Source organism: Klebsiella sp. GFKo11 (genome assembly GCF_056490265.1).
Genome location: NZ_CM151369.1, coordinates 2771029 through 2794424, shown reverse-complemented (window position 1 = coordinate 2794424; position 23396 = coordinate 2771029). Strand labels below are relative to the sequence as shown.

Here is a 23396-nt window from a genome sequence, read left to right as displayed (position 1 = left end):
GCTACTCCTCCTTCACTGCGTCAGGAACAAACTGCTCTGGCGCATTGCGGAAACGGTCATAGTTCGCTTCTGATGAGAAGAACCAGGTTTTACCGCCATAGCTGTATTTGAAGTCGGCACTGGTATTGGTCAGCGTTGAACCATCCACCGGGTCGGTCACTTTAATTGTCAGGACGGTAGAGAAATAGTTTCCCCCCACGGCCAGCGCCGCGCCGGGTATCGTCAGCTCTTTGTCATCGTTGCGCCAGTCGTCGATCGGCACCGGGTTGCATCCACCGGGTTTGCCAATGGAAGGAATAAAGATGTGCACGCCGCAGGCAACGCAAATCACCTGATTGCCTTCCATCACATACCCCTGATCGCCGCACAGCAGGCAGGCGTCGAACACCACGCCGAAACGCAGCTTGTCGGGATAGCGGTTAATGATAAAAAAGCGGATCGCTTTGCCGTCATCCGCCACCCAGACGAAGCGATGCAGTTTGCCATCGCGCACCTGTTCAACCGGGATATGCACCAGGCCGTCGGCGGCCAACGTGACCGGCTGCGCCTCGGATAAGCGCGGCGGCTGTGAAGCCACCAGATCCCACCATAGCTGGCCGCCGATAATCGCCAGCGCGCAGCAAATAGTCGTGAGCCACAGCCGGGTTGCTCCACGGCGTTCGGCCAGCGCCAGACGGCGGGAGATTGGCTCTTCCGTCGCTTTTACCTTGCGGTAATAGCGGCGCAGCGCCGGGATCCAGAACAGGCACATTAACAGCAGTACCGCGGCGGCGGCCCAGTTATACATCGCCGCATTGTTAGTCACTTTGGCGACGAAGCTCAGCAGCGGCTTCAGCAGCGGCACCACCTGTAGCTTCATCAACAGCAGCAGCAAATTCCCGCTCAGCGGCAGCCACAACAGGACCATCATCAGCAGGGTCAGCGGCCAGTAGAACCCGCGCATCCGGCGCAGGAGCATGGCGCAGAGCGCACACGCCAGGCACAAAAGCGCGAACGCCAGCACCAGCGCGGTCAGATTCAGCAGCAGATCGGTATTCAGCACGTGCGTGGAGGTCAGGCCGCCGAGGTTCGGGTCAAGCGCCCAATGGCGGGCCGCACCAAAGGTCAGGATCCATTGCCACAGATAGCGAACCCGCGGCGTTGACCACCAGAAGCTCAGCAAAAATAGCAGTGAAACGAGAATTTCAGCACCAACGAAAAGAAGCTCCAGCGACTGGCTCGGGCGAATAAACAGCCCGGCGAACAGTCCGCCAGCCAGCGCGGTGAGCAGCGTCCAGACCAGCGGGCGCAGTGCAGGAGGGTTGCCGCGGCCCCAGAGTACGGCGGAGAGCAGCGCAATGCAGAAAAAGACCTGTAGCGTCGTGACGAAAAAATAGCTCATGACTTCAACTCAGTACGGCGGATGAAAAATACGCCGCAGGATGACCCGTCGACCATCCTGCGTAATAGCGCTCGCGTTTAATGACGCTTAGTTCAGACCGACATACTTAAACTCATAGCTCACATCAAACGGCTTCCACCAACGACCGACGCCGGTTTCGCTATCGGTATGACGGTGCATCCCGGCTTTTGACGGCGGGTCAATGTGGTAGGTCACTTTGTAGTTACCAACGCCCATCATCTTGATATTCGCACCGTAGTGCGGGCCATCGCTCGCCACCATCGGCATAAAGGTGCCTTCTTGTTTTTCGCCAGTGTCGCTATTGACCAGGGTATAGGCGATGGTCAGATAAGGGATCCATTCACCTGCGCCAAAACCATTTTTACCGCCTTCAACAGCATGAATATCGGCTTCCAGATGGATATCCGATTTCGCTGCCGGCAAACCCATACCGCGCGGTTCCATATCGATCGGCTGCAGGTAAACCGCAGCGATCTCCATCTCATTCATGGTGACAGGTTCACCAGCCGGATACTCTTTAAAGGCCAGCGCCGCAGGTGCGGTGAAAATGCTGGCTACGGTTGCGCTGATAATCAGGGTCTTCTTAATGGTCATCTGACTCATCCTCTCGTCTTAAAATGATTAGGAACTTGTTTTTATGGTCTCACCTGGTGCCTGGCGGCGGCGCATGATCCATAGCGCCACCAGCGCCGCGATCAGCAATACAATCTGCGGCAATAGCGTTTCCACGTAGGGGTAAATCCCCAGCCAGCTGATTTCGGGCATCCCGTTAATCAACGTTGGCTGGAATAGTTTGCCCTCCACCAGTTCCAGTACCCCTTTACCGGCGAAAACAAACGCCATCAGGTACATAAAACCGCCGGTGAACATGAAGAAGGGTTTAAGCGGTAGTCGAACCACCGAGTAGCGCATGATGAGCCAGGCAATGAGCAGTACCACGCAGCCGATAACAAACCCGGCACCGATGGCAAGATGACCCGGCAGCCCCTGGGCATCACCAATCAGGGCGTAGTAGAACAGTACCGTTTCGGCACCTTCGCGGTAGACCGCGAGGAAGCTGGTTAGCCACAGCCCTACCAGCGATCCGCGCGACAGCGAATGGGAGAGTTTGCCCTCAAGCCAGGCTTTCCAGTGGCGGGCTTCGACCTTCGACAGCAGCCAGTAGCTCATAAAGAACAGCATCACCACGGCAATCAGCATGGTGATCCCCTCCAGCAGCTCCCGGCTGGCGCCAGAGTTGGTAAACAGCAGTTGGAAGATAAACGCCGTCGCCACGCTGGCCACCAGCGCGACAATCACCGACTGGCGAATCAGCGGCAGCTTGTCGTGATGGTTGTTTTTAACCAGATAGGCCACGATAGCCGCCACAATCAGCAACGCTTCCAGCCCTTCGCGCACGATGATCATCAGGCTGTAGAGCAGCAGGCTCCATTGGGTCTCTTCGCCCTCGCCCAGCATAGCCACCGCTTTTTGCAGGTCCTGCTCCAGCGCAGCGGCTTCGGCAACCAGCTTTTCCTGCGGCTGGTTGGCCTTCATCAGGCTAACCATGCGGGTAAAGTGCGCTTCAAGGGAGGTTTTAAACGCCGAGTCGCGGGAGCCGATTTTGTTCTCCATTCCGGTGGCTTCGAAACGGTCAAAATAGGTGTCCTGGACATCGAGAATCGCATCCTGCCCTTCCCCGTTCTGATAGCGCACCAGAGCAGCATTGATGCTTTGGTTAATCCCGGCAGCGACGCTCGCCCAATCCGCCCGGGCTCCCGTATCCTCGATCTGTGTGGCGTTGCCTGCGCTAGCCGGAGCGCTTACCGGCTGATCGTCACGGGTGGTTGGCAGACCTGGCAGAATATCTTCCAGATCCTGCAATAACGTGGTGACCTGATACGAAACGTCGTTCAGGCGGTCCGGCTGGGAGGTCAGGGTAATCAGCGCGGTAAACTGCTGGTTGATGGCGGCGGCCTCTTTCGCCGAGCGATTCTGACGTACCGAGGTTTCCATTTCGGAGTTTTTGAAGCCTTGATAGTGCGCCTGCTGCACCTGCTGGCTGGCCTGCGCATAGTTACCGGCCTGATACTCCGTCACCGCCTGCGCCAGCATATCGTCAATAATGCGGAAGCTATCCTGCCAGTGCAGCGCAATGTCATCGCGCGACAGCGCGGTATGCTGCTCTTCCGCCACCAGCCGATGCCCGCCGTCCAGTATCGGCTCCACCTCACGCAGCGCCTGCTTCAGCCCGTCGATCCGCGCCTGAACTTCGCTCTGCGGTTTGCCCTCGCCGATCATGCGCCGGATCTCACCGAAGGTACTCTCCATTTCGTAGCTTTTCCGCGCCGAAATGTTAATGCGGATTGGCCCTTCGAGGTTTTCAAACACTTCAAAGTAGGCCATTTGCACCTCGCGGCGCGCTTCGGTATTTTTTTGCTGCTGATAGAATTCGGCTGTCTTATCAAGACGTTGCTCGATATCCTCGATATACGGCGCATAGTGGGTCTGCGCCATCGCGCACGCGCTGCCGAACACGAGGCTAAACAACATCAGCAGCAGGAAAGAACGAGGAACAGCCATGACGCATCCCATTAGAGTTAATGATAATGATTATCGTTGTCATTTTTACTCGTAATGTACATGACCTGGATCATGAAAATGTCAAACTGTGACAATTTGTGTAAAATGTTGCAAAGAACTAAATATTTATAACTCTGGGTTATTAGGCGGGCATAGAGGCTTTCCTATCGCGGAATAACGGAATCAGATGCATAAAAAAACCGGTGCTGTATTCACACCGGTTGTTTGAGGGATATTTTGCGGGATTTATTTTTAACGATTTAATATTTCAGGGTTTTGCTGTAGCCGCTGAAGAAACTTACCGTATCCCTGCTCACCCGCCCAGTAATGAATACTCTTCTCGACGCCGGTTGAAGTCAGGGTCGCACCGCTAATTCCATCCACCGTATAGTCATCATGCTGACCGGGATTATTCTGAATAACCTTTAGCGCCGGCTGGCCGTTATTATCGCGTATTTTCTTGCCTGGCCATTGGCTACGCCAGTCTGGGTCTTCGACTCTTGCACCCAGCAGCGGCGTTTCATTCTGCTGGTAATACAACAGGTCTTTTACCGTTCGGCCATCGGTCTCAAGGGCGATTAAGGCATACATCATCGACTTCGCGCCTTTGCCGTAAACCGGAAGTATAACTTGCTGAATTTCATCATTATTATCTCGAACAACGTAAACCTCACCCAGCGAACAGCGCTGGCGGATTTGCGCCGGATCGCGTGACGCAGCCAGTTCGACACAGCGTTTTTTCACGTTGCTCTCTGCTCCCATAGCCAACAACTGACCGTTATCAAGATTTACCTGACGCACCGCCACGCGTTGTTGATAGAGCGATTTCAGCGCCTGCGGATCGCGTTGCCCATTACGCGTTAAACCAGCAACCTGGAGAACCGCGGCTTCTGTTTCCGCGTTTTCGGGTACGGCAAAATTGTCTTTGGACAGTAAAAACCAGGCGGCAACAATTGCAAAAATAAGAATACAAAAAACCATCAAAACTAAAACAATAATTTTACCTTTACGCATGCGCTCATCTTTCCCATCAGTTGGCATCTGTAATATAGAGTGCAACCATTCCCATTCTTTTGTCTAGCCCTCCAGACAATACGTATTTGCTTGATTTGATATTTCGTGACAATCAAAATTATGCTTAAAAATATTAACCCTATTTTTTACATATATAAAAATAATCTTTCTTGCAGGCAATTTATTAGAAAAACTAATAGTCATAAAACTCGTTGCATGCCGGGCACCTGAGAAATGTAAAAAAACGCCTGACCTCTGGTTTTCTTTAAGATTAATCTTATAATCGACAGGTAAAAACAACCCACCTGCAACCGTCACCTTGGGATAAGAGACAACTATGTCCAGACCTACGGCGCTGTACGTTCCACATGTTTTAAGCGCAGCGGATATCGCCCCCGAAGAGCGCTATAAGAGATTGTCGCAGAACATTAACTGCTACGGTATTGAAGTAGTTAACAATCGGCGGCCGGAAGAGATTATTGCCACTCATAAAACTATCTCCGGCGTTAACGGAGATTATTGTAGTGCGATGGGTTCAAAAAACGAAACGATATTCGACCCGCACCAGACAACGGAATCTTCGATTTATATTTCACTGATCGTTCAGGGCAACCAAATCATTCGCGGTCGTAAAGAGTCCGCCAGCTCACAGGTGAATCAGGGAACGTTAATTGTTCACCAACGCAACGACTATTATCATTATCAATGTAATGATGTAAAACAGCTCTACGTTATTCCCCGCAGCGATAAAATAAACGAAGTATTCAGTGGGAAATTAAACAGCCCAATGATCTCTTTAGAAAATCATCATCTGGCAGGATTTTTGAAATCACATATGCAGTTACTGGATGCGCAGTCTGCCATTCTGTCAACAAAAGAGACGGCAACCGTCGTTGATGGATTGCATAATATGGCTTTAATCATGCTTGCCGATGTCGCTAAAGAGAGAGGCTTATTTTCCCCAGGCAAGCTAAGCCATCTATTTAATGGCGCTAAGTCTTTCATTATGCAGAACTATCATCAACAGAGCTTATCACCAGATATGCTGACGCAAACGCTACGCTGCTCGCGCGCCAGTCTCGACAGAGCCTTTAATGAACAGAATACATCGGTGATGGCATTAATCAGAGACATACGTTTAGAGGCTGCGCGAGAGATGCTGGAAAATAACCTGCAGCTTCGAATTGAGCAGATTTCCTGGGTTTGCGGTTTTGTCAGCCATCCATTATTTGGCAAGCAGTTCCGCGAAAAATATCACGTATCACCGAAAGTCTGGCGAGACAATTATAATAAGGCGAGTTAACTCGCCTCTCGATATCAAACTTATCGCTGGCGGAAAGGCCGAAAGCGTTTGGCCCGGCGCTCTTTAATATAGCTTAGCAAGCTATATACCGATATTCCCAGCAGTAAAATAGCGATGGTCATCAGAAAAAATGCACTGATATTCATTGTTGCGCTCTCTTTTATATCCCTATCATGTTCGACAGGTAAGATTTATTATGAGATTTTAATAATAATGATTCTTAACAGCACAACCAGACTTCCGGGCCTCAATTCTGTTCTCTGCCCCTCAGCAACTCTCTTTACATACCAGGTTCAAACCTTGATCTTCTCCGACGTACAGAGCAGCATGGAAGCGCAAACATCATAAAACAACAATACCGCAACCCAAAAACAGGAGAAAATCAGTGCAGACAGGACATCGCTTCCAGGCTACGGACCTGCATCAATTTGTTAAAACGCTGTTCACTCATATGGGCAGTACTCCCACCGAAGCCTCCCTCGTTGCCGACCATCTGATTGCCGCTAACCTTGCCGGTCATGATTCCCACGGCGTAGGCATGATCCCAAGCTATGTACGTTCCCACGCGCTGGGTTGTCTTCAGCTCAACCGCCATGCCAGCGTGATGAAGGATGCAGGCGCGGTCGTCACCCTTGATGGTAACGGTGGGTTCGGTCAGGTAGTGGCTCATGAAGCCATGCAGATGGGCATCGAAAAAGCGAAACAGCACGGCATGGCTGCCGTCGCACTGCGTAACGCGCACCACATAGGCCGCATCGGCTACTGGGCAGAACAGTGCGCCGCCGCCGGAATGATCTCTATTCACTTCGTGAACGTTGTCGGCAACATTATGGTCGCGCCGTTCCGTGGCAAAGACAGCCGCTTCGGTACCAACCCGCTGTGCGTGGTGTTCCCGCGCGAAGGCCATCCCCCGCTGTTGCTAGATTATGCCACCAGCGCTATCGCCTTTGGTAAGACCCGCGTCGCATGGCACAAAGGCGTTCCGGTACCGCCAGGTTCATTGATTGACGCTCAGGGCGTTCCCACCACCGACCCGGCGGTTATGCAGACCTCGCCGCTCGGCGCGCTGTTGACCTTTGCCGAGCATAAAGGCTACGCGCTGGCGACGTTGTGTGAAGTGATCGGCGGCGCGGTATCCGGTGGCAAAACCTCGCATAAGGAGAATCTACAAGCCAGCGTAGACGCTATTTTCAACTGTATGACCACCATCATTCTCAGCCCGGAAGCATTCGACGCGCCAGATATGCAGCGTGAGACCGAGGCGTTTATCGACTGGTGCAAACAGTCACCGCATGATGAAAATACACCGATTCTGGCACCGGGCGAGTGGGAAGAAGCCAACCGTCAGGAACGTCTGGCGCAGGGTATTCCACTGGATGCCGGGAGCTGGCAGGCGATTTGCGCCGCCGCCGAGGAAGTCGGGTTACCCGCAGAGACTCTCGCGCAGCTACGGCTTAAGCTGGCCTGACCCGTCCCTTCATGACGCCCAACCGGGCGTCATGTCATCGTCATTAGTGTCGACATCATCATCACCCTCACTTGCCCAGCCCTCTATTCCCTATGAAATCATAATGTTAAGTTTTGGCACAGTGTATGCATAACGCTCCCGTCCTCTGCCGATGCGCTGGCAGAGGACGCCCTGACAAAGGCGGGCCGGGCCCGGTCTGTCCGTTGTTGTTTATTCTCTGTTAACAGGTCTGTTACTGATGAAAAAAATCACGAGCGTTTGCCCTTACTGCGGGGCCGGTTGCAAACTTAAGCTGGTCGTCGATAACAATAAAATTATCCGCGCCGAAGCGGCCGATGGTGTGACTAACCAAAATCAGCTATGCCTCAAAGGCTACTACGGCTGGGACTTCCTCAACGATACGCAACTGCTGACGCCACGCCTGCAACAACCGATGATTCGCTACCAGAAAGGCGGTAAATTCACCCCGGTCAGCTGGGATGAAGCTATCCGCTATACGGCGAAAAAACTGCGTGAAATAAAAGAAAAACATGGTCCGCGCGCCATTATGACCACCGGCTCATCCCGTGGTACCGGCAATGAAACCAACTATGTGATGCAAAAGTTCGCCCGCGGAGTGCTCAACACCAATAACGTTGACTGCTGCGCCCGCGTCTGCCACGGCCCGTCGGTGGCCGGTCTTCAGTTGGCGCTCGGCAACGGCGCGATGAGCAACTCAATTAGCGATATTGAAAACTCAAAATGCCTGCTGGTATTTGGCTATAACTGCGCCGATTCCCACCCTATCGTTGCCCGTCGGGTGATTAAAGCGCGCGAAAACGGCGCGAAAATCATCGTCTGCGACCCGCGCCGTATCGAAACCGCCCGCATCGCCGACCGCCACCTCCAGCTCAACAATGGCAGTAATATGGCGCTGGTTAACGCCTTCGCCCACGTGCTGTTGGAAGAGAATCTGTATAACCATGATTATGTCGAGCGTTATACCGAAGGGCTGGATGCCTATCGTGAAATGGTCAAAGACTACTCCCCCGAGGCTGTCGAAGAGATAGTCGGCGTTTCGGCGCTTGAGATTCGTCAGGCAATGCGCATGTTTGCCGCCGCACCTTCTGCCACCATTATGTGGGGCATGGGCGTGACCCAGTTTGGTCAGGCAGTGGATGTGGTCAGAGGGCTGGCGAGCCTCGCGCTGTTAACCGGCAACCTCGGACGCGCTAACGTCGGCGTGGGACCTGTGCGCGGGCAAAACAACGTCCAGGGCGCCTGTGATATGGGCGTGTTGCCGAATATGTTCCCTGGCTATCAGGATGTCACCGATGCTAACGCACGCGCTAAATTCGCCAAAGCCTGGGGCATTGACCCAGCGCTGATGGACGACAAAGTTGGGACCCGCATCACCGAGGTGCCGCATAAAGCGCTGACCGGCGAGATCAAAGCCTACTACATCATGGGCGAAGACCCGCTACAGACCGAGGCCGATCTGGGTCTGGTGCGCAAAGGTATCGAAGCGCTCGATTTTGTGGTGGTGCAGGATATCTTTATGACCAAAACTGCAGAAATCGCTGATGTGCTGCTGCCCGCCACCTCCTGGGGCGAACATGGCGGCGTCTTTACCTGCGCCGACCGCGGTTTTCAGCGCTTCGAACAGGCGATTATTGCCACCGGTAACGTTAAGCGCGACTGGGAAATCATCAGTCTGTTGGCCAGCGAAATGGGCTACCCGATGCATTACGACAATAACCAGCAGATCTGGGACGAAATGCGCGAACTGTGCCCGCTGTTCTATGGCGTCACTTATGAAAAAATGGGCGATATGAACCACGTACAATGGCCTTGCCCTACGCTGGATCACCCCGGCACGCCGTGGCTGTATAAGGACAATCAGTTCGATACGCCAACCGGAAAGGGTCAGCTGTTTGCCGCACCGTGGCGAGCGCCCGCGGAGATACCGGATGCAGAGTATCCGCTGGTGCTGTGCACCGTACGCGAAGTCGGGCATTACTCCTGCCGTTCTATGACCGGTAACTGTGCGGCGTTGCAGTCGCTCGCCGATGAACCGGGCCGGGTGCAAATCAACCGCGCCGACGCACAGCGTCTGGGGATTGCCGATCAACAGCTGGTGTGGGTCAGTTCCCGACGCGGCAAGGTAATTACCCGCGCCGACATCAGCGATCGCATTAATCTCGGGGCCGTGTATATGACCTATCAGTGGTGGGTGGGCGCCTGTAATGAATTAACTCAGGACAATCTCGACCCAATCTCGAAGACGCCGGAAACCAAATATTGTGCGGTGAAGGTGGAAGCGATTGAGGATCAGCGCTGGGCCGAGCAGTACGCCTGGACCAGCTACAGCGAGATGAAAGCCCGCCTGAAAGCGGCGGTTAACATGTAAAACGGTGCAGGGAGAAGGACGCATCTCCCTGCGTATTTCGCCCTGGTGCCGGGCGGCGGCTAACGCCTTGCCCGGCCTACTGGATCGCAGACGGCTAAGGACGTGTAGCCCGGACAGGTGCGCAGCACCGCCTCCGGGATCGGCATCTTACGCCAGCAGCTTTTCCACCAGCGCCGTCCACAGCGCTACGCCGTGCGGAATCAGTTCATCATTAAAATCATACCCGGCATTGTGCAGCGGCTTCGAGGCCGTCTCGCCGTCGGTCCCTATCCAAAAATAGGCTCCTGGACAGGCTTCCAGCATGCAGGCAAAATCCTCCGACGCCATGGATGGGTTTCCGTTCCAGCTCACCGCCGATTCCCCCAGCAGCGCGGTCGCCACATCGCGAACTTTTTGCGCTTGGGCAGGATCGTTAGTCGTCACCGGATAACCCGGATACCAGGAGATCTCCCCTTCGACGTCAGAGACCTGCGGCTGAGCGGCGACATAGCTCTCAATCAGCCCCCTCACCCGCTCGCGCACCTGGTTGTTCAGGCAGCGAAAGGTCCCGCGCAGCACAACTTTATCCGGCAGAACGTTAATCGCCTCACCGCCGGCAATCTGGGTGATGCTTACCACCGTAGATTCCTGCGGTGAAAGGCGGCGCGAAGGAATCGTTTGCAGCGCCATAATCAACTGCGCCGCGGCGACAATCGGGTCCGCCCCGCGCTCCGGCATCGCCGCATGACAGCTTTTCCCCGTCAGGGTGATTTCAAACGCATCGAGCGAGGCCATCATCGCCCCGCTGTTAATCGCCACCTGACCCAACGCAATGCCCGGCCAGTTATGCAGCGCGTAGATGCCGTCCATCGGGAACAGGTCGAACAACCCTTCTTCCACCATTTTACGCGCGCCGCCCAGATTCTCCTCGGCGGGCTGAAACACAAAGTGGACGGTGCCGCTAAAGCGGCGGGTTTGCGCCAAATGCGCGGCTGCCGCCAGCAGCATTACGCTATGTCCATCGTGCCCACAGGCGTGCATCACGCCTGGATTGCGCGATTTATAGCTAACATCGCCCAGTTCGGTTATCGGCAGCGCGTCCATATCCGCCCGCAGTCCAATTACCGGACCAGGGCCATTCTCCAGCGTCGCCACCACGCCGGTACCCGCCAGCCCGGTATGAACCTGAAGTCCAAATGAAGTGAGTAATTCAGCAATACGCCGCGAGGTTTCCTGCTCCTGGTATCCCAGTTCAGGGCAAGCATGAAAATCACGTCGCCAGCGGATGGCCTCGGCGATCAGTGAAGGGGATACTGCCATGTCTTACTCCTTTCCTGCACAGCATCAGCGCTGAACCAGTGTTTTATTCAATAATTTGCGGTTATATACCCTAAATAATTCGAGTTGCAGGAAGGCGGCAAGAGAACGAATCCCCAGGAGCTTACTAAAGTAAGTGACTGGGGTGAGTGAGTGCAGCCAACGCACATGCAGCTTGAAGTATGACGGGTATAGGTTACCGACGATCCTATTGGTTATATCCTTTCGCCCGCGCGCTGACAACATTCAGCAAACCCTGAGCCCATGCGCATTAGCGAGGCATCCCGTCAGAGCCGCCTTTTTTGGCAGTCATATCAACGGTGACAGAAGGCGTGCGATTAATTATTATGCAGCTATACTGGCCTTTCGCCGAATAATTCACTCTTCAGAATTCCGTTATCGGGAATAAAATGTTCAACCCAGACCAGAGTCGCCTTGCCCCCACGCTGGCGATGATCATGGCCGCTTCACTAGTGGGATTTATCACCGGCTATACGGTGCCTTTAATCAGCCTTGAGCTGGCGCAGCAGCAGATTGATACCGTCTACGTTGGCCTGCTGGCCGCGCTACCGCCAGCGGGGATGATGATCTCCTCCTTCCTCTCACCTGCGCTGTGCCGACGCTTTGAGATGGGGATGCTGCTGGCCGCAAGCCTGGTGGTGCTCGCAGTCTCCACGGTAGCCTCCTGCCTGAGCTTTGATATTGCACATCTTCTGCTGCCGCGACTGCTGACCGGTATGGCTTCTGGGGTAATTATCGTTCTCGGGGAGAGCTGGATAACCGGCGGCGCGGCGGGCAAAAATCGGGCGACCTTAACCGGGATTTACGCCTCTGCCTTCACCGGCTGTCAGCTGGCTGGGCCATTATTGATTTCCGCCGGGCCAGACTATCAGCCGTGGGCGCTGTTGGTCATTGGCGGCATCACCGTGGCCTGCCTGTTGATGCTGCGTCACTTGCCGACAGGTAGCCGCGAACGACTCGCCGAACACGCCAGCTGGCGCAGCCTTGGCGCTTTTTTACCGGTACTGGCTTCCGGCGTGTTCTGCTTTGCGTTCTTTGATGCCAGCATTCTGGCGCTGCTGCCGCTGTACGGTATGGATAAAGGGCTAAATGAAGTGATGGCGGTGCTGCTGGTCACGGTAGTCCTGACCGGCGATGCTCTGTTCCAGGCACCATTAGGCTGGATTGCCGACCGCTTCGGCATCCGCCGCGTACATCTAACCTGCGCGGTAGTCTTCTGCCTCGCATTGCTGGCCCTACCGTTCCTGCTGGCATCAAATATTCAGCTTATTGTTGGCTGTATGATTCTGGGAGCCGCGGCGGGCGCACTCTATACGCTATCGCTGGTTCGCGCCGGGAAAACCTTCTCCGGACAGAAGCTGATAATGATCAACGCTCTGCTGGGGTTTTTCTGGTCTGCGGGCAGCGTCGCGGGTCCGGTGGTCAGCAGCCTGCTGATTAGCGTCGCGGGCTATGATGGTCTGGTGATGACGCTGTTTGCCAGCGGCGCGCTGTTCCTGCTGATTCAGTGCTTCGGCAAAAGCGAAAAAGCGCTGCTGGCGGATGCGCGTGAACGCGAAGAAGAGATGGATGATATTAGCGAAGTCGCACGGTAGTTTTTATCTCCGGGCTTCGAAAATCAGCGACTGTCGGAGCTGGTAATCCTACAACCAGCGCCGCACTTTACGCGCATACTCCGGCCACTGGCGAGGAAAGAGACGAGCCATTTCCGCTTCTTCCGGGTGGATATGCAGCACAGTCAGCAAATAGATCAACAACGGTAGCGTCAGCAGCAGTAGCGGTTTGCCGCTGAGAATAATCAGGGCCAGCTGTACGCCAGTCATCGCCAGATAGATTGGATTGCGCGAATAGCGAAACCAGCCGTCGGTCATCAGGGTCGTGGTCTCTTGCGCTCGAAGCGGATTCAGGGTGGTACGGTGGGTGCGAAACTGGCGCAGCGTCCCGAGAACGATAACTGCGCTAATGATAAGAGGGATTAGCGCAAGGCCGAAATAGAGTGGCCGCCACGCCCAGAACTCGCGCCCGGCAATCAACAGATCGAAAAGCACAAACAGCAGCAGTAAAACCGGCGGGACGAACACCTTCCTTAACATCAGCGCACTCCATGGAATGAGCAACAAAATCATTCGGATTGTTCCCCGGCGGCATAGCGCACGCCGGGGCTGAAAGCCATTACAGCACTTTACTCAAAAACTCAGCGGTACGCGGGTTTACTGGCGCGCTAAAGATCTGCGCCGGTTTGCCCTCTTCCTGAATAATACCCTGGTCGATAAAGATAACCCGGTCGGCCACTTCGCGGGCAAAGCCCATTTCGTGAGTCACAATAACCATGGTCATCCCTTCGCTGGCGAGATTTTTCATCACCTCCAGCACGTCGCCCACCAGCTCCGGATCCAGCGCCGAGGTGGGTTCATCGAACAGCATGATCGACGGCTTCATCGCCAGCGCGCGGGCAATCGCCACGCGCTGCTGCTGACCACCGGAAAGGCTAGAAGGCCAGGCGTCGCGCTTGTCGCTCAGCCCTACCTTCGCCAGCAGCTCTTCCGCCAGATGTACCGCCTCGGCCCGCGCCATACCGCGCAGGTTCATCGGCGCCATAATCAGGTTTTCCAGCACCGTTTTATGCGGGAACAGATTGAAACGCTGAAACACCATACCGACGCTTTCGCGCATCTTATTAATGTCAGTGGCGCGATCGTGGGCGGCAAAACCGTTCACCTCAACTTCGCCTTCGCTGACGGTTTCCAGCGCGTTCATGCAGCGCAGAAAGGTACTTTTTCCCGAACCCGACGGACCAATAATGCAGACCACTTCCTGCGGTTTGATATCACAGCTGATGCCGCGCAGAACGTGGCTGTCGCCGAAGCGCTTGTGCAGATTATTAATGTGAATCACTTTTGCCAAACCTCTTTTCCAGACGGTTAACCAGCTGCGCCAGCAGGAAAGTAATAACCCAGTAAACCAGAGAGATGGTCAGGTAGGGTTCCCAGTAGGTGGCGTAAGCGCCGGAAACGGTACGCGCGGCGTAGGCCAGGTCCGCCAGGCCGATGGCTGAAGCCAGCGAGGAGTCTTTAACAATGGCGATGGCGTTGTTACCCAGTGGCGGCAGAATGCGGCGAAACGCCTGCGGCAGAATGACCTGACGCATGGTTTTCCACCACGGCATTCCCAGCGTGCGGGAGGCTTCCATCTGTCCTTTATCGATAGACTGGATACCGGCGCGGAAGATTTCGGAAACATAGGCCCCGGCATTGAGCGTTATCGCCACGACGCAGGAGAGAAACGCGCCGTAGTTGGAGCGCAGCTCGCGGGCAAAATCGGCGCTCATCATGCCGCTGGTGACCAGCAGCCCATCGCGCGGATTGATAAACAGCGGCACCAGTGCGAAGTGAACCACCATGATTTGCACAAACAGCGGCGTGCCGCGAAACGCGCTGACGTAAAAGCGTACCGGAAACTGCACCAGGTAACGCAGAACGTATTTCCATACCCCGTGCTCGGCTTTCGCCATTCGCCCCAGCCCGAGGGTCAGCCCCCACAGGGTGCCGAGGATCACGCAGATAATGGTACATTTAATGGTCATCAAGGCACCGTCCATAAACAGCGGACCGTACTCCTCAATGATCTCCCAACGGAATCCCGTCATAACCCTTCCCTAAAAAATACGGCTATCGTTAATGTCGATAGCCGTGATGAAAACAAAAATACAGATTATTGTGCTGGCAGCGTCGGGACGTTCTCGTCGAACCAGGTTTTATAGATTTTGGCGTAGGTGCCATCAGCAACGATTTTCTGTAAACCGGCGTTGATTTTCGCCTGCAGTTCGCTGTTGCCTTTCGCTACCGCAATGCCGAAATACTGACGTTCAAATTTGGCGTCCGGCACCAGTTTGAACTGCTTCTCCGGGTGCTGCTTGATATAGTATTTCACTACGCCAACATCGCCTACCGCCGCGCTCACGCCGTCTTCAAACAGCTCCTGCAGCATCAGCGGGGTATTATCAAAGCGCTTGATCGAAGTGCTGTTTTTACCCAGTACGTCGGAAACGACAATATCGCCGGTGCTGGAGTTCACCACTCCGACTTTCTCGCTTTTCAGCGCTTCCAGTGAAGTAACTTTAGAGTCTGCAGGAACGACGATGGACTGTTCAGCCGGGAAGTACGGAGCGGAGAAATCAACCATCTGCTTGCGCTTATCGGTGATGGTGATCCCGGAGATAATAATGTCGCGGTCGCCGGTGCCCAGGGTGGCGAAAATCCCTTCCCAAGGGGTGTTAATCAGTTTGATATCAAAACCTTCTGCTTTCGCGATCGCTTTGATGATGTCGATATCAAAACCTTCCAGCTGTTTCTGGCTGTTTTCAAACTCAAACGGACGATAGGTCCCGCCGGAGCCGACCACGTAAGTTTGCTGGGCCGCCTGAGCGGTACCAATCAGCGCTGCCATCAGGCAGCACGCTTTCATCCAATTCTTAACCATAACAACTCCGTTTTATGCATTTATTTTGCATAAAAATACACAGAGTCAGCAGGGCATGCAACCGGAAACCTTCCCGGCGGTGAATTATCTTTTGATTAGCCTCGTTTACCGCCGGATTTACCAATAGCCCGATGCAATTCATTGATCCGCTTCATCGATTTTACCGTCTTTTGCGGCGCGGTAGAGGCCACCGACAGCACGATCATCTCCAGGCACACCAGCACCGTACCATGTAGCGGCACTCGGCCATTGTCGTCGCCGCGCGGCACGTCGATCACCACCTGCGCCTCCTGGCTAAAGCGGGAGTCCACCGCCTGGGTGAGCAGAATCGTCGGGATCCCCAGCCGCCGCGCTTCACGCAGGGTGGTCATTCCCTCCCGATGCGGCGATTTTTGCCCCATCATAATCAGCACATCGCCGCGTTGCAGGCTAATGAGCTGCTCGGCGAGGCTAAATCCGGTACGGTTCATCACATACGAAGGCAGGCCAATGCGGCTCAGCAGCCTGGCGGTATATTCGGCGAGAATGCCCGACGCACCGATACCAAAGATGCCCACCTGACGCGCATCACTCAGCAGCGCCACCGCCTGAGCCACCGCCGCGCGGTTATCAGGACGCGACAGCACCGCGCAGGCCCGCTGGTGCCCTTCGAGCACGAAATCGATACTCGAATTCACATCGCTGGACAGCGCGCCCACCGTCGAGATCATTTTTTCTGACGAGGTCGCCGACGGACCAAACCAGCGCTCCATGGTCTGTTTAAGCTCACGCAGCCCGGCAAAACCCAGCGCCTGAATCGCCCGCACCACCGTGGCATCCGAGGTATTCGTCGCAGTAGCGATCTCCATGGCCGTACGCTCCAGCACCACTTCACGGTTGTCATTGATATAGCTGACCACCGCCAGCAGACGTGGCGACAGCTGATGCGCGCGGGCGCGAAAACGCTCGCCAAACAGGTCAACCCGCCCTTTCTCTCTCTTCACCGGCGTTTTCATTTCAGTCCCTCGGGCAAAGGGCGTCCGGCAATATGCGACTGAACCTGGGCGACCATCAGCGTCAGTGCGGCAAACGAGTTCGAAATAACATCTTCACGCGGCAGCAGAATATAGCGCCCGGTACGACAAGCGCGCATAAAATCACACCAGCCCGGCATCACGCCTTCCATCGCCTGTAGCTCATCCTGCGGCTTTCCGCCGGTATCCGAGCGCCAGGTGGCGAATACGAAATCGGCATCCAGCTCCGGTAGCTGTTCGGCACTCACGTCAATGCGCTGGCCATCGGGGATCTTGTCAATCAGCGGCGGGAAGCGGAATCCGGCATCGCGCAGCACGCGTCCCAGGGCATGATAAGAGTGATGCACGGTAACCTTGCCGTTATTGGCCTGAATCACCGACACGACAATCTTTTGCGTATCCACCGTCGCCTTCAACTGCTTAATCTGCTCCTGATAGCGACGTTCGAGGATCAATAACCGCGGCTGGGTGCCGGTCAACTGTGCGAGCTTGCTATAAATGCGTGGCGCGCTGCCCTGCAGGTGGTCAATGCTCACCGTCGGAGCAATTTTCTCCAGTTGTTCAACCGAAACGTGGCGGCTGTTCTCGGTGATAATCAAATCTGGCTTTGCGGCGGCGACGGCTTCAAGGTCGATATCCGCCGTGCCGATAAACTGAATCGCGCTGTTATCGAAATCGATCCCGGTTAACTGCGCGCTGGAGCGGAGAAAATGGCTGCCGTCAGGACGGGTCCGTCCGTGGCTGGCGACCGGCGGCACCCCAAGCTCAATCAGCGGAATGGTGATATCCAGATCGTGCATCGACACAATGCGCTGCGGGTGCAGCGGGACGGTCACCGTCCGGCCTAAGTCATCAGTAAATGTTTGCGTATCGGCCGCCGTGGCGACCCCCGCCATTAAGACCAGCAGAGAAATGAACCAGCGCATAGCAATCCTTTTGATTTACAAGGCGTCACGACGACGCCAAAGCAGCACAATAAAAAACGGGCAGCCGACCAGGGCAATCACAATTCCCGCCGGAATTTGTAGCGGAGCAAAAGCCAGGCGCCCCAGGGTATCGGTCACTAACACCAGCAGTGCGCCAATCAACGCGCTGCCGCTGAGCAGCGCTACCTGGCCGCCGCGCAGTAAAAAACGCGCCATATGCGGTGCCATCAGGCCCACAAAACCCAGGCTGCCGACGCAGGAGACGCTGGCGGAAGTCAGCAGTACCGGCGCGAAAAAGCGCAGCAGCGTCAGTTGTTGCAAACGCACACCGAGGCCGATGGCGGTCCGGTCGCCCAGCAGCGCCGCATCAGCGGCCCGGGCGGTAAGAAACAGAATCAGCGCCCCCGGCAGCGCCCAGCAAAAAGCCACAACCAGCAGCGGCCAGGTCGCCGCGTGCAGGCTGCCCGCCAGCCAGATCATCGCCGTCTGCACGTCACGCACATCGGCGGTGGTCATGAAAATGCCAACCGCCGCCGCCAGCGTCCACGACACGCCGATACCGATCAGAATAAATCGCGGCCGCGAGCAGTCGCGGGCCAGCAGCAGAACCAGCAGCGCCACCAGCACACCGCCGAGCATCCCCGCCAGCGGCCGCCAGACGAGTCCCACCGCCGGGAAGAACAGCACCAGCGCCAGCACCACGATGCTGGCCCCCTCTTTCACCCCGATAAGCCCGGGATCCGCCAGGCCGTTGCGGGTAATACTCTGCATCGCCGCCCCGGCCAGGCCGAGCATCGCCCCGCACAACAACGCCATAAATAGCCTCGGCAGGCGGATATCAAACAAAATAAAGCGTTGCTGCTCCGCCACGTTTTCCGGAGCCAGCAGCGCCTGGAGCAACGTCCCGGAGGGCATAGGGAAGCTGCCGCGCGTCAGACCGAATAGCGCCAACAGCAGGATCGCCAGCAACAACCCGCCAGCGATTCTCAGCGCCACCGGGCGCAGCAGCAACCGATAAGAACCCGCAGCAAATGGACGAAACCCGGCGCGATGGGCGGCGCTCTTCATTTAAAAAACCTCGCGGCGATAAAAATAAACACCGGCGCGCCGACCAGCGCGGTCATCGCACCGGTGGCCAGCTCCTGAGGAGCCACCAGCGTGCGGGCGGCGATGTCCGCCAGCACCAGCACCAACGCACCGACCGGAGCGGCCAGCGGCAGCGCCAGGCGAATATCTTCAGTCACCAGACGACGCACCACGTGCGGCACCACCAGGCCAACAAAACCAATCGGCCCGGCTACCGCCACCGCCGAGCCGCAAAGCAACGCGATGGCGGCAAGCCCCAGCAGGCGGGTCTGCACTATCTTCACCCCCAGCCCCAGCGCAACCTTATCGCCCAGCGCCAACACGTTCAGGCGCGGCGCCAGCACCAGCGCAATGCTCAGCCCCGCCAGCGCCGGAACCAAAGCGGACCGCAACGTTTGCCAGCTAAGACCGGCAAGATCGCCCGCCAGCCAGGTGCGCATCGCCAGCAGCGTTTGTTCATCGAGGATCAGAATCGCCGCCGTCACCGCCGAGGCAAACGCCGACAGCGCCACCCCGCACAGGGTAATGCGTAGCGGCGTCGCCCCGCCTCGCCCTGACGACGACAGCAGCATCACGCCGCCAAACAGCAGCGCTGCCCCGCAGGCGGCGGTCAGCGGTCTGGCTAACGCCACGCCGCCGAGGCTAATTCCCAGCGCCGAAGTCGCCACCACCGCCAACGAGGCTCCGGCGTTCAGGCCAAGAATATGCGGCTCGCCTAGCGGGTTGCGAATCACGGTTTGCAGCAGCAGGCCCGCCACGCCAAGCGCCGCGCCGGTCAGCAGCGCTGCCGCCAGGCGCACCAGGCGTAAATCAACAATAATGCGGTGATCGAAGTTGCGCGGATCGTAATGAAAAAGCGCCTGAATAACCGTTTGCGGTGCAATCCAGCGCGCGCCCAGCCCGAGATGCACCAGCGAACCGCCGAGCAGCAGCAGACTCAGCAGTACCAGCGCCAGCCGGGGCCGGGATTGTCGGCGATGCAGGGACAGCGCGGAGGCGCTCATAAATCCCTCTCCTCGCGAACGCGAAACGGCATAAAAAAAGGCTTACCGGTCTGCGGATTGACTGACATCTGCACGTCAACGTCAAAGACGGTTTTAATCAGCTCCGGCGTACAGGTTTCTCCTTCGTCGATCACCCCGGCGATCTGCCCTTTTTTGAGAAACACCAGCATGTCGGCGTAGTTCACCGCAAAGTTCAGATCGTGCAGGACGGTCACTACGGTGCGACCATGTTCGCGGGTTAAGGTTTGCAGCAGTTCGAGGATATCGACCTGATAGCGCAGGTCGAGCCAGGTGGTGGGTTCATCCAGCAGGATGGTCGCCGTTTGCTGCGCCAGCGCCATCGCAATCCAGCAGCGCTGACGCTGGCCGCCGGAGAGGCTGTCGACCGGTAAATGGGCAAATTCGGTGGTGCCGGTAAGTCGGAGCGCCTCTTCAACCGCCTGTTCATCGGCATCGGACCACTGACGCATCAGCCCCTGCCAGGGATAGCGTCCGCGCGAAACCAACTCAAAGACCGTTAGCCCTTCGGGCGTCAGCGGCGATTGCGGCAAAATACCCAACCGGCGGGAAACCTCCCGGGTCGGCATCTGGTGAATCACCTCACCGTCCAGGCGCACGCAGCCGCCCAGCGGCTTGAGCATCCGGGCGATAGTCGACAGCAGCGTCGATTTACCGGAGCCGTTGGCCCCGGCCAGTACCGTCATTTTCCCATGGGGGATGGTCAGATGAATATTATCGACAATTAACGTCTGGCCATATCCGGCCGACAGGGAATCGAGAACGATCCCCTGCTCTGCAGGTAACACCCGCTGTGGCATAACTCACTCCTGCGCCGCAACGGCGTGGCGCTAACCCGCACGTTCCGCACTCAAACAAAAATAAATCTCATTCTCTTTTGATCATGCGGGGGATGAATGTAGTAGTCAATACCCCATCGCTACGGAAGAAACGCCAGGTTACTACCAAAAACCACACGCGAACAAAGAGATTTAATAATCAATAAAAACAAATGATTAATTCAAACTCACTTTCTCAATTCAGCGCTAAAATATTGATTATTGCTGCTGGCGATTTTTTATCTTACATAACATTTACTACTACATTTCTTCGTGGTTGAATGATTCTCAATTACATATCTGGACGCATTTTAAAAGTGGTTACAGATAGATTTATTTTTCAGGGCAATGATTTTATTGGCTTTACCTCTCCGCAAAGGCGAGGTTCGTTCACGAGAAACAGAAAATGATTCCATTAAATGTCCCTTTTTCGGCATTAAAAGGGCGTGCGCTTTTTTCACTGATTTTTTTGACCTCACCGGGATTATTGGCGGCAGAAAATAGCGCCGATAAAACAAAGAAAACCGCCGACGAGACGATTACGGTGGTAGCTGACGGCGCGCAGCAGAACGCCACTAGCGGCTATCAGCCGGTCAGTACCTCAACCGCCACGCTGACCTCGATGCCGATGCTGGATATTCCGCAGGTGGTCAATACCGTGAGCGATAAAGTGCTGGAAGATCAGCACGTCACCAATCTTGATGAGGCGTTGTATAACGTCGCTAACGTCGTACAAACCAATACGTTAGGCGGCACCCAGGACGCCTTTAGCCGCCGCGGTTTCGGTTCTAACCGCGATGGTTCAATCATGACTAACGGATTGCGCACCGTGCTGCCGCGCAGCTTTACCGCCGCCACCGAGCGGGTCGAAGTGCTGAAAGGCCCGGCCTCAACGCTATACGGTATTCTCGACCCCGGCGGCTTGATAAACGTCGTCACCAAGCGCCCGGAGCGCACCTTCGGCGGCTCCGTTTCCGCCACTTCCACCAGCTTTGGCGGCGGCACCGGTCAGTTTGACGTAACTGGCCCCATTGAAGGGACGCAGCTGGCGTACCGGGTGATTGGCGAATATCAGAATGAAGACTACTGGCGCAATTTCGGTAAAGAGAAGAGCAGCTTTATTAACCCTTCCCTGACCTGGTTCGGCGAGCGGGCGACGGTAAACGTTTCCTATTCACACCGTAACTACAGCACCCCGTTCGATCGCGGCACCATCTTCGATCTGAACACCGGTCATGCGGTTAACGTCGATCGCAAAACGCGTTTTGATGAACCGTTTAACATCACCGACGGTTATTCCGACCTCTCGCAGCTGAATGCGGAATACCGCCTGAGCGATGCCTGGACCGCGCGCTTTGACTACAGCTACAGCCAGGATCACTACAACGATAACCAGGCCCGCGTGATGGCTTATGATTCAGCGACCGGAGACCTGACCCGCCGCGTCGACGCCACCCACGGTTCAACCCAGAAAATGCACTCCACGCGGGCGGATTTGCAGGGTAACGTGGTGATAGGCGGTTTCTACAACGAGATCCTCACCGGCCTGGCGTACGAGAATTACGATCTGCTGCGTACCGATATGATCCGCTGTAAGAACGTGAAAGGGTTCAATATCTATAACCCGGTCTACGGCACGGTCGACAAGTGCTCCAGCGTTTCGGCATCCGATAGTGACCAGCGCATTCAGCAGGAGAGCTATGCGGGCTACGTTCAGGATGCGCTCTATCTGACCGATAAGTGGATAGCCGTCGCCGGGGTGCGCTATCAGTATTACACCCAGTACGCGGGTAAAGGCCGTCCGTTTAACGTCAACACCGACAGCAGCGACCAGAAATGGACGCCGAAAGTTGGCCTGGTGTATAAGCTGACGCCGACAATCTCGCTGTTCGGTAACGTGGCACAGTCGTTTATGCCGCAGTCCTCTATCGCCAGCTATATCGGTAACCTGCCGCCGGAAGAGTCCACTTCCTACGAATTAGGCGCGAAGTTTGAGCTGTTCAGCGGCGTTACTGCCAATATCGCGCTGTTCGATATTGATAAGCGTAACGTCCTCTATACCGAAGCGGTGGGCGATGAAACCATTGCGAAAACCGCCGGTAAGGTCCGCTCGCGCGGCGTGGAAGTGGATGTAGCAGGATCGTTGACCGATAACCTGAGCGTCATCGCCAGCTACGGCTATACCGACGCGAAAGTTACCGATGACCCGGATTATCAGGGCAAACCGCTGCCGAACGTGCCCAAGCACACCGGTTCGCTGTTCCTGAGCTATGACATTCATAACGTCTACGACAGCAATACTCTGACGGTTGGCGGCGGCGGTCGGGCGGTCAGCAAGCGTTCCGGCACCAACGGCGCAGATTATTATCTGCAGGGCTATGCGGTAGCGGATGTGTTCGCGGCCTATAAGATGAAGCTGCAATATCCGGTCACTCTGCAGGTTAACGTGAAGAACCTGTTCGATAAGACCTATTACACGTCATCTATCGGCACCAATAACCTCGGTAACCAGATTGGCGACCCGCGCGAAGTGCAGTTTACGGTGAAAATGGATTTTTAAGTTGATAGAAGTTCCCGGCAGCATTGCGCTGCCGGGG

20 protein-coding genes are annotated in these 23396 nt (G+C 55.8%); 5 read left to right on the top strand and 15 right to left on the bottom strand.

Annotation, left to right across the window (positions count from 1 at the left end):
* Position 1: 1 nt before the first annotated feature.
* The 4 genes from AC07P6_RS13560 to nqrC all read right to left on the bottom strand — a co-directional run bounded on the left by AC07P6_RS13560 (position 2) and on the right by nqrC (position 4978).
* A complete protein-coding gene (locus AC07P6_RS13560) occupies positions 2–1381 on the bottom strand; it encodes a Fe-S-containing protein (RefSeq protein ID WP_478316615.1) in 1380 nt (459 codons plus the stop codon).
* Positions 1382–1468: 87 nt separating this feature from the next.
* Entirely contained in the window at positions 1469–1996 is a 528-nt protein-coding gene (locus AC07P6_RS13555; RefSeq protein ID WP_064176588.1) for an iron transporter, read from the bottom strand.
* A 27-nt stretch (positions 1997–2023) separates the two neighbouring features.
* Positions 2024–3964: an FTR1 family iron permease gene (locus AC07P6_RS13550; RefSeq protein WP_434663263.1), complete on the bottom strand. Its 1941-nt coding sequence runs from the start codon at positions 3962–3964 to the stop codon at positions 2024–2026.
* Between the two features lie 252 nt (positions 3965–4216).
* A complete protein-coding gene (nqrC, locus tag AC07P6_RS13545; RefSeq protein WP_478316614.1) occupies positions 4217–4978 on the bottom strand; it encodes an NADH:ubiquinone reductase (Na(+)-transporting) subunit C in 762 nt (253 codons plus the stop codon).
* 415 nt (positions 4979–5393) lie between these two features.
* On the opposite strand from nqrC, the gene AC07P6_RS13540 reads away from it, so the two are divergent.
* On the top strand, positions 5394–6281 hold the full coding sequence (locus AC07P6_RS13540) for a helix-turn-helix domain-containing protein (protein WP_434663257.1): 888 nt from the start codon (positions 5394–5396) through the stop codon (positions 6279–6281).
* Positions 6282–6301: 20 nt separating this feature from the next.
* On the opposite strand, the gene AC07P6_RS13535 is transcribed toward AC07P6_RS13540, so the two are convergent.
* The gene (locus tag AC07P6_RS13535) at positions 6302–6403 is read right to left on the bottom strand and encodes a small membrane protein (RefSeq protein ID WP_142670573.1); all 102 of its coding nucleotides are present in this window, start codon (positions 6401–6403) and stop codon (positions 6302–6304) included.
* A gap of 263 nt (positions 6404–6666) precedes the next feature.
* On the opposite strand from AC07P6_RS13535, the gene AC07P6_RS13530 reads away from it, so the two are divergent.
* Together AC07P6_RS13530 and fdhF are read left to right on the top strand one after the other, a co-directional pair.
* On the top strand, positions 6667–7749 hold the full coding sequence (locus AC07P6_RS13530) for a malate/lactate/ureidoglycolate dehydrogenase (RefSeq protein ID WP_110277284.1): 1083 nt from the start codon (positions 6667–6669) through the stop codon (positions 7747–7749).
* 238 nt (positions 7750–7987) lie between these two features.
* Positions 7988–10138: a formate dehydrogenase subunit alpha gene (fdhF, locus tag AC07P6_RS13525; protein ID WP_478316612.1), complete on the top strand. Its 2151-nt coding sequence runs from the start codon at positions 7988–7990 to the stop codon at positions 10136–10138.
* A gap of 147 nt (positions 10139–10285) precedes the next feature.
* On the opposite strand, the gene AC07P6_RS13520 is transcribed toward fdhF, so the two are convergent.
* Positions 10286–11437 carry a M20 aminoacylase family protein gene (locus AC07P6_RS13520; RefSeq protein WP_478316610.1) on the bottom strand — a complete coding sequence of 384 codons (1152 nt, stop codon included), beginning with the start codon at positions 11435–11437 and terminating at the stop codon, positions 10286–10288.
* 407 nt (positions 11438–11844) lie between these two features.
* On the opposite strand from AC07P6_RS13520, the gene AC07P6_RS13515 reads away from it, so the two are divergent.
* Positions 11845–13050: an MFS transporter gene (locus AC07P6_RS13515; RefSeq protein ID WP_181485946.1), complete on the top strand. Its 1206-nt coding sequence runs from the start codon at positions 11845–11847 to the stop codon at positions 13048–13050.
* 48 nt (positions 13051–13098) lie between these two features.
* Here the strand turns inward: AC07P6_RS13515 and AC07P6_RS13510 are convergent, their stop codons facing one another.
* The 9 genes from AC07P6_RS13510 to AC07P6_RS13470 form a co-directional block, all read right to left on the bottom strand.
* Entirely contained in the window at positions 13099–13548 is a 450-nt protein-coding gene (locus AC07P6_RS13510; RefSeq protein WP_182239300.1) for a methyltransferase family protein, read from the bottom strand.
* A gap of 79 nt (positions 13549–13627) precedes the next feature.
* Positions 13628–14350: an amino acid ABC transporter ATP-binding protein gene (locus tag AC07P6_RS13505; protein ID WP_478316997.1), complete on the bottom strand. Its 723-nt coding sequence runs from the start codon at positions 14348–14350 to the stop codon at positions 13628–13630.
* Positions 14337–15101, bottom strand: a complete 765-nt coding sequence (locus tag AC07P6_RS13500) for an amino acid ABC transporter permease (protein ID WP_478316608.1) — start codon at positions 15099–15101, stop codon at positions 14337–14339. The genes AC07P6_RS13505 and AC07P6_RS13500 overlap by 14 nt, the downstream gene beginning before the upstream one ends.
* A 65-nt stretch (positions 15102–15166) precedes the next feature.
* Positions 15167–15934 carry a basic amino acid ABC transporter substrate-binding protein gene (locus tag AC07P6_RS13495; protein WP_182239302.1) on the bottom strand — a complete coding sequence of 256 codons (768 nt, stop codon included), beginning with the start codon at positions 15932–15934 and terminating at the stop codon, positions 15167–15169.
* 95 nt (positions 15935–16029) lie between these two features.
* The gene (locus AC07P6_RS13490) at positions 16030–16929 is read right to left on the bottom strand and encodes a MurR/RpiR family transcriptional regulator (protein WP_182239304.1); all 900 of its coding nucleotides are present in this window, start codon (positions 16927–16929) and stop codon (positions 16030–16032) included.
* Positions 16926–17873, bottom strand: coding sequence for an ABC transporter substrate-binding protein (locus AC07P6_RS13485; protein ID WP_181485942.1), 948 nt, complete (start codon positions 17871–17873; stop codon positions 16926–16928). The genes AC07P6_RS13490 and AC07P6_RS13485 overlap by 4 nt, the downstream gene beginning before the upstream one ends.
* Positions 17874–17888: 15 nt before the next feature.
* Positions 17889–18941: a FecCD family ABC transporter permease gene (locus tag AC07P6_RS13480; protein WP_304259685.1), complete on the bottom strand. Its 1053-nt coding sequence runs from the start codon at positions 18939–18941 to the stop codon at positions 17889–17891.
* Positions 18938–19963, bottom strand: a complete 1026-nt coding sequence (locus tag AC07P6_RS13475; protein ID WP_478316605.1) for a FecCD family ABC transporter permease — start codon at positions 19961–19963, stop codon at positions 18938–18940. The genes AC07P6_RS13480 and AC07P6_RS13475 overlap by 4 nt, the downstream gene beginning before the upstream one ends.
* Positions 19960–20781 carry an ABC transporter ATP-binding protein gene (locus AC07P6_RS13470; protein WP_478316603.1) on the bottom strand — a complete coding sequence of 274 codons (822 nt, stop codon included), beginning with the start codon at positions 20779–20781 and terminating at the stop codon, positions 19960–19962. Before AC07P6_RS13470 ends, AC07P6_RS13475 begins: the two co-directional genes overlap by 4 nt.
* Before the next feature lie 505 nt (positions 20782–21286).
* Here AC07P6_RS13470 and AC07P6_RS13465 point away from each other — a divergent pair.
* A complete protein-coding gene (locus AC07P6_RS13465) occupies positions 21287–23359 on the top strand; it encodes a TonB-dependent siderophore receptor (RefSeq protein WP_478316995.1) in 2073 nt (690 codons plus the stop codon).
* The last annotated feature ends 37 nt before the right edge of the window (positions 23360–23396 follow it).